Origin of the sequence: Corynebacterium meridianum, from assembly GCF_016342265.1 — a bacterium.
GTDB lineage: Bacteria > Actinomycetota > Actinomycetes > Mycobacteriales > Mycobacteriaceae > Corynebacterium > Corynebacterium meridianum.
Genome location: NZ_JAEIOS010000012.1, coordinates 282,588 through 288,741, shown reverse-complemented (window position 1 = coordinate 288,741; position 6,154 = coordinate 282,588). Strand labels below are relative to the sequence as shown.

General features: G+C 64.6%; 7 protein-coding genes. 4 read left to right on the top strand and 3 right to left on the bottom strand.

Annotation, left to right across the window (positions count from 1 at the left end; all coding sequences use genetic code 11):
- Nucleotides 1-486 precede the first annotated feature (486 nt).
- A complete protein-coding gene (gene nrdF, locus JDV75_RS07800) occupies nt 487-1,485 on the bottom strand; it encodes a class 1b ribonucleoside-diphosphate reductase subunit beta (RefSeq protein WP_198738693.1) in 999 nt (332 codons plus the stop codon).
- Between the two features lie 21 nt (nt 1,486-1,506).
- Nucleotides 1,507-1,941, bottom strand: a complete 435-nt coding sequence (gene nrdI, locus JDV75_RS07795) for a class Ib ribonucleoside-diphosphate reductase assembly flavoprotein NrdI (protein ID WP_232958324.1) — start codon at nt 1,939-1,941, stop codon at nt 1,507-1,509.
- Between the two features lie 87 nt (nt 1,942-2,028).
- On the opposite strand from nrdI, the gene JDV75_RS07790 reads away from it, so the two are divergent.
- Entirely contained in the window at nt 2,029-2,433 is a 405-nt protein-coding gene (locus tag JDV75_RS07790; protein WP_198738691.1) for a pyridoxamine 5'-phosphate oxidase family protein, read from the top strand.
- A complete protein-coding gene (locus JDV75_RS07785) occupies nt 2,430-2,942 on the top strand; it encodes a flavin reductase family protein (RefSeq protein ID WP_198738690.1) in 513 nt (170 codons plus the stop codon). The genes JDV75_RS07790 and JDV75_RS07785 overlap by 4 nt, the downstream gene beginning before the upstream one ends.
- Before the next feature lie 10 nt (nt 2,943-2,952).
- On the opposite strand, the gene JDV75_RS07780 is transcribed toward JDV75_RS07785, so the two are convergent.
- Nucleotides 2,953-3,651 (bottom strand): metal-dependent transcriptional regulator, encoded by a 699-nt coding sequence (locus JDV75_RS07780; RefSeq protein WP_198738689.1) that lies wholly within the window; start codon nt 3,649-3,651, stop codon nt 2,953-2,955.
- A gap of 189 nt (nt 3,652-3,840) precedes the next feature.
- On the opposite strand from JDV75_RS07780, the gene JDV75_RS07775 reads away from it, so the two are divergent.
- Complete coding sequence (locus JDV75_RS07775; protein ID WP_198738688.1) at nt 3,841-4,356, top strand: type IIL restriction-modification enzyme MmeI; 516 nt, start codon at nt 3,841-3,843, stop codon at nt 4,354-4,356.
- A gap of 271 nt (nt 4,357-4,627) precedes the next feature.
- Nucleotides 4,628-6,052, top strand: coding sequence for a nucleobase:cation symporter-2 family protein (locus JDV75_RS07770; RefSeq protein ID WP_198738687.1), 1,425 nt, complete (start codon nt 4,628-4,630; stop codon nt 6,050-6,052).
- Nucleotides 6,053-6,154: the final 102 nt, after the last annotated feature.

The following is a 6,154-nucleotide window of genomic DNA, read 5'->3' as shown; positions in this document are numbered from 1 at the left end:
ACGACCATGAATGATCCGGAAACGAATCAAAAAAACAATTACCCAACCAACAAACACAACCACCCACAAAGGCGGTCCCGCCTGCCGGCAAGATACATTGGCACACTATCGAGTTCTCAAACATCACATGTACACCATCTCAACACCAGAACAACCAGCGCCTCAACAGCGACTCGTCCAACCTTAGCCACACCCACGAATCATGTCAACCCGAGGCCACAACCAGACTCAAACCACCAACCCGACCAACCAAACAAACCCGCCGGCCGCGCTGACTCGCATCAATCTACACACACCCCACCACACACGCAAAATGGCCGGTAGAAGGCTATTTCCGCTCAAACCCCGCCCGTGAGTTCCAGTTCCCGCTGGTTTGCCGGCCCCCTCCGCGAAGGGGGTAGCCCCTTCGCACACGACCCGGTCACCGCCATCCGACTGTGGCCGGGCGGCGGTGACCGCGTCGTGTGAACCCAGGGTTAACGGGACTCAGAAATCCCAGTCGGATTCCTCCGTCGATTCGGCCCGGCCGATCACGTACGAGGATCCGGAACCGGAGAAGAAGTCGTGGGTCTCGCTGGATTCCGGCGCCAGCGCCGCGAGCACGTCCGGCTCGACACCCGCCGCCTCTTCCTCGAAGCGGGCCGGGTATCCGAGATTCATCAACGCCTTGTCGGCGTTGTAGTGGACGAAGGCCATCACACCGTCGATGAGGCCGAATCCCTCATAGAGGTCGGACGAGTATTCGAGCTCCATCCGGAGCAGTTCGTCGACGAAGTTCCCCGTGAAGTCCTCCATCTCCGCGCGCCGTTCGGGATGGGCGTCGAGGCCCCGCTGGTACTTGTACCCGGAGTAGTAGCCGTGGACGGCCTTGTCCCGGAGGATCAACCGGATCATGTCCGCGGTGTTCATCATCTGGCCGCGGGCGGAGAACCGCAGTGGCAGGTAGAAGCCCGCGTAGAGGAGCAGGGAACTCAGCAGCGTCGCCGCCACTTTCCTCTTGAGCGGGTCATCTCCGTAGTAGTGCTCCATGACGGCGGTCGCCCGTTGCTGCAGCAGCGGGTTGTCCGTGGCCCACGCGTATGCGGTGTCGATCTCCGTGGTGGAGCACAGGGTGCTGAATACGGAGGAGTAGGAGCGGGCGTGCACCGCCTGCATGAACGCGATGTTCGCGTAGACGGCCTGCTCGTGCTCGGTTCGCGCATCGGGGATCTGCGAGATCTCACCGACGGTGGCCTGCACCGTGTCCAGGAGGGTCAGGCCGGTGAACACCTTTACCGTGAGTTGGCGTGTGTTCTCATCCATGTTCCGCCACTGGGCGGCATCGTTCGACAGCGGAACCTTCTCCGGGAGCCAGAAGTTGGCGGTCAGCCGCTGCCAGATCTCCAGGTCCTTCTCGTCGTCCAGGCGGTTCCAGTTGACCGGCCGGAGGGGGCGGGTCTCACCGGGGCGCCACTGCGGCGGGGTGAGTGAATCTGCGATTGTCATGACTTTTGCTCTCTTCCGGGGTTACTTGTCGGCACCCACCCGGATGGTGGGTGCGTCGGTGAAGAATTCGGTGAGCCCGGCGCGTACCCGCTCGACGTCTCGCGTGGTTCCGAGGAGCTCGAAGCGGTAGAGCTCGGGCACGCCGCATTTCGCGGCGATGATGGGGCCGGCACAGCAGAAGGCTTCACCGAAGTTCGTGTTTCCGCTGGTGATCACGCCGCGGAGCAGTGCGCGGTTGTCCGGGTTGTTGAGGAACCTGATGACCTGTTTGGGAACGGCCTTGGCCCGGGACCCCCCGCCGTAGGTCGGGGTTATCAGCACGAACGGCTCGGCCACCTCGAGTTGCGGTTCCTTCGCCCGCAGCGGGATCCGTTCGGCGGGGATGCCCAGCTTGTCGACGAAGCGGGCGGTGTTCCCGGAGACTGATGAGAAGTAGACGATATGAGGTTCCGACATGGCGACACCATCACGAACTTTCATTTACGGCCCAACGAACTATACTGACGCCGGTAACCGTACCCGACGCTCCAAGGAGAACCAACAATGCCAGTCATCACCACCGAGATGCGCGAGATGCTGGGTGCCCAGCTGCCGATTCTCGCGACGGTCACCGATCCGAGCACCCCGAACATCGGCCCCAAACGGTCGCTGCGGGTCCTCGATGACACGCACCTGATCTTCAACGAGAACACCGGCGGCCAGCACCTCGCGAACATCGAGGCCGGTTCCCGCCTCGCCGTCGCAGTCATCGACCGTGAGGCACTCGACGGATACCGGTTCATCGGCACCGCCGAACTGTTCAACGAGGGTCCCGCGTGGGACAACGCCGTCGCCTTCGCGAAGGAGAACGGGATGGGCACCCCGAAGCACGCCGTGGTCATCTCCGTCGAGGAGATCTACTCCCTGCGGTCCGGAGCCAAGGCGGGAACCCGGATCGACGAGAAATGAGTTCAGACGCACTTCCCACAGGCGAAGGTCTGAGAACGTTCTTCCGCGGCTGCGCATCAGGGGTGTGGATCATCACCACCACCGACCAGGACGGCGAACCGGTGGGATTCACTGCATCATCGGTGGCCTCGGTGGCCCTCGATCCGCCCACCCTGCTCTTCTCCCTCCAGGCAGGCTCCTCCTCCTGGCCCGCGGTGGAAGCCGCGGAGGAGGTGATGGTCCATGCCCTCGGTGTCGATGACGCCCACCTGGCCAGGCGCTTCTCGACGTCAGGGATAAGCAGGTTCGAGGGTGTCCATCACCTTCCCGGTCCGACCGGGCTCCCGGTGATCCGGGGTCTCGGCGCCACACTGCGCGCGAGGATCCTCACCACCATCCCGGTCGGCGGATCCAGGATCGTGCTGGCCCAGTGCGTGGAGACGTACATCGCCGGCGACCGCCCCGATCCCCTCGTGCACTCCGCACGGAGTTACTGGAGACCGGTTCCGCTGAACTCCGACGAAGACTGACGGACAGGCGTCACGCCCCGTCGACGGGCTGCCCGGACACGGGCAGTACCCGGATGCTCGCCGCGATGTCCCGGGCGAGCGGGATATCCCGCCCCAGATCCCCCGACCTCAGGAGCATCACGCCGGACGTCGCACCGGTGTCGGTCACAGCGAACTCCGCGCCAGGGACTATCCCCAGGCTCCCGAGGTGCCGGAGCACAGCCGGGTCCGCATCGCGGATCCGGCTCATCTGTATGTGGTCCCCCACAGAGCAGTCGACCAAAGGCCGCAGAATACGGTCGGGCAGGCCCCCGTCGGAGGACGGGATGGGGTCACCGTGCGGATCCAGCTCCGGGTGACCGAGCGCGGCGTCGATACGCTCGAGCATCTTCTCCGAGATCGCGTGTTCGAGCCGATCGGCGTCCTCGTGCACCTCGTCCCACTCATAACCCAGCATCTCCGCGAGGAAGGTCTCGGCGAGCCGGTGGCGCCGGACCATCTGCAACGCCAGCGCGCGCCCCTCGTCGGTGAGGGTCACCGAGCCGTACGGTGCATGATCGACGAGCCCCGCCAGCGTCAGGCGACGGATCTGATCCGACACCGACGACGGCCGCAGATCCAGGTGCCGGGCCACCTCCGAGGGGGTCACCGCGCCACCGGTCCACTCGGACAGCGTCCACAGGCACTTCAGGTAGTTCTGTGCGCTATCGGTCAGGTCCTCGAGATTCATGCCCACACCCCACCACAGTTCATGAGGAAGAACGGAACACACCGGATCCGCGTCTTTCCTCGCTCAGGTTTCATACCCCAAGACTTTAACCTGCACCAGCAACTTCCGCAGAGCCACTGCCCCGGCACGGTGCGGTCCGGGCGACCGGAAGGGTGCAGGTTCCCGATCCCGCACGTACACTCGTCGACCATGAGCAACGAAGAATACAACCTGGACCGTGAAACCATCGTCGACAACCTGACCGTCTTCGCGGACGCCCGCGCCGACCGAGCGAAGAGCTTCGCCGGCGGCGACGCCAAGATCGACGACACCGACGTCCGCCAGTTCTTCACCGGCCTGTTCCAGGCCTTCGGGACCGACCCGGACCGCGTCGCAACCAGCTTCGACGAAGCCGAGCGCCTGTCCGAAGGCTCCGACAATCCCCTGTCCGTCTACTGGCCCGGCGTCATCGCGGGAGTCATGAAGAAGCCCGGCTCCAACCTGGAGGACGCCATCCAGGGAGCACTGCAGACCCTGGCCGCACAGACCGAAATGCCCGAGTACCTGCTCGTCACCGACTACGCCAACGTCGCGCTGATGAATCTCGCCGACGACTCGGAAACCACCAAGTTCCACGTCGGTGAGTTTCCCAAGCACGTCGACGAACTGATGAGCCTGTCCAAGAAGGAGATCGACCCCGAGGACGATGAGGACGAGTCCAAGTAGCTGGGCCGTCCCACCGAACAAGGCCCCGCCCGGAGCAAGCACCCGGCCGGGGCCTTCGTCTGTGTTCCAGGCGATAAGCCACTGCTGTTCCCGCAGCACTTGTTGGGCCCTGTCAGACAACTCGTACTAGAGTCTCAACCGGTGTCCGATCATGCACACCGGCCAGGGGGCGGGGCACAGGTCCTCCCCTGGTCAACCTGATCACCCCGGGACGGTCCCGACGGTGGTCCCCCACGCCCCCGACAACTCTTGATCAGATGGGTCCGCCACGTTGAGCTCCCCGAAGAACGAGTCCACCGCACTCGACACCCCCGACAACTCCGTCCATCCCGTCGACCAGATTCCACCGGCCGCACAATTGTGGCCGCTGTCCTTCCAGCATGTTCTGGCCATGTACGCCGGAGCCGTCGCGGTTCCGCTCGTGTTGGGTGGCGCGATGATCGAGGCCGGCCGAATGCAGCCGTCCGATCTGCCCTACCTGATCACAGCCGACCTTCTGGTCGCCGGAATCGCCACGATCCTCCAGTGCGTCGGTTTCCTGCGGCTCGGCGCACGCCTGCCGATCGTCCAGGGCTGCACCTTCACCGCCGTCCCACCGATGATCGTCATCGGCGTGAACTACGGCCCCGCCGCAATCTACGGATCAGTCCTGGCCTGCGGCCTGTTCATGTTCCTCATGGCCCCGGTCTTCGCTCGGATCCTCTGGATGTTCCCGCCCCTGGTGACAGGCAGCGTCATCACCTGTGTCGGGCTGTCACTCATCCCGGTCGCCGCGACCAACATCTCCGGCGGCTACGCCGATGACGCTGGCAGCGTCGCGAACATCAGCCTCGGACTGTTCACCCTCCTCGTCGTCCTCGTCGTCGAGCGCTTCGCCCCCGTCGCCATCGCCCGCACCTCCGTCCTCATCGGGCTCGCCGTCGGCACCGTCGTCGCCGCATTCATGGGCAAGGTCGACCTCTCCGGTGTCGGGGAGGAACACTGGATCGGCGTCGCCACCCCCTTCCACTTCGGGTTCCCCGAGTTCCCGATCTCCGCGGTGATCGCCCTCGTTCTCGTCGGACTGGTCACCCTCGTCGAGGCCACCGGCGACTTCCTCGCCGCCGGCGAGATAGTCGGGAAGAAGGCCACTCCCCGCCAGATCGCCGACGGCCTGCGTGCCGACGGATTCTCCACCATGCTCGGCGGCGTGTTCAACACCTTCCCGTACACCGCCTTCGCCCAGAACATCGGCCTGCTGGCCATGAGCCGGGTACGGTCCCGCTACGTGGTCGCCGGCGCGGGCGCCATCCTGGTGGTACTCGGCCTGCTGCCCAAGCTCGGCGCGGTGATCGCCGCCGTCCCGACCCCGGTTCTGGGTGGGGCCACCGCCGCACTGTTCGGCATGATCGCGGCCTCCGGTATCAAGACCCTGACAAAGCTGGAGATGAACCAGAACTCCGTCCTGGTCATCGCGGTCTCTCTGACGATGGGCCTGCTTCCGGTCATGCACCCGACCCTGTTCGAGCAGTTCCCCAACTGGTTCGGGACCGTGTTCAACTCGGGCATCACCACCGGCGCGTTCACCGCGATCCTGCTGAACCTCCTCTTCTTCGGTACCAGGCGCACGCCCGCCAACGCAGGCGTGGAACTCGACGATGCAGAGTTCGCGGGCGTCGACGCCAACGTCTACAAGACCGGCACCGAACGCAGCTAGATCAGTACCGCACAAAGAGAAAAGACCCCGCTACCAGAGACTGCCCCCGTTCCTATTCGTACGGTATCGCCTATGAATCATCCCCTCACCGGCTGGGATCGC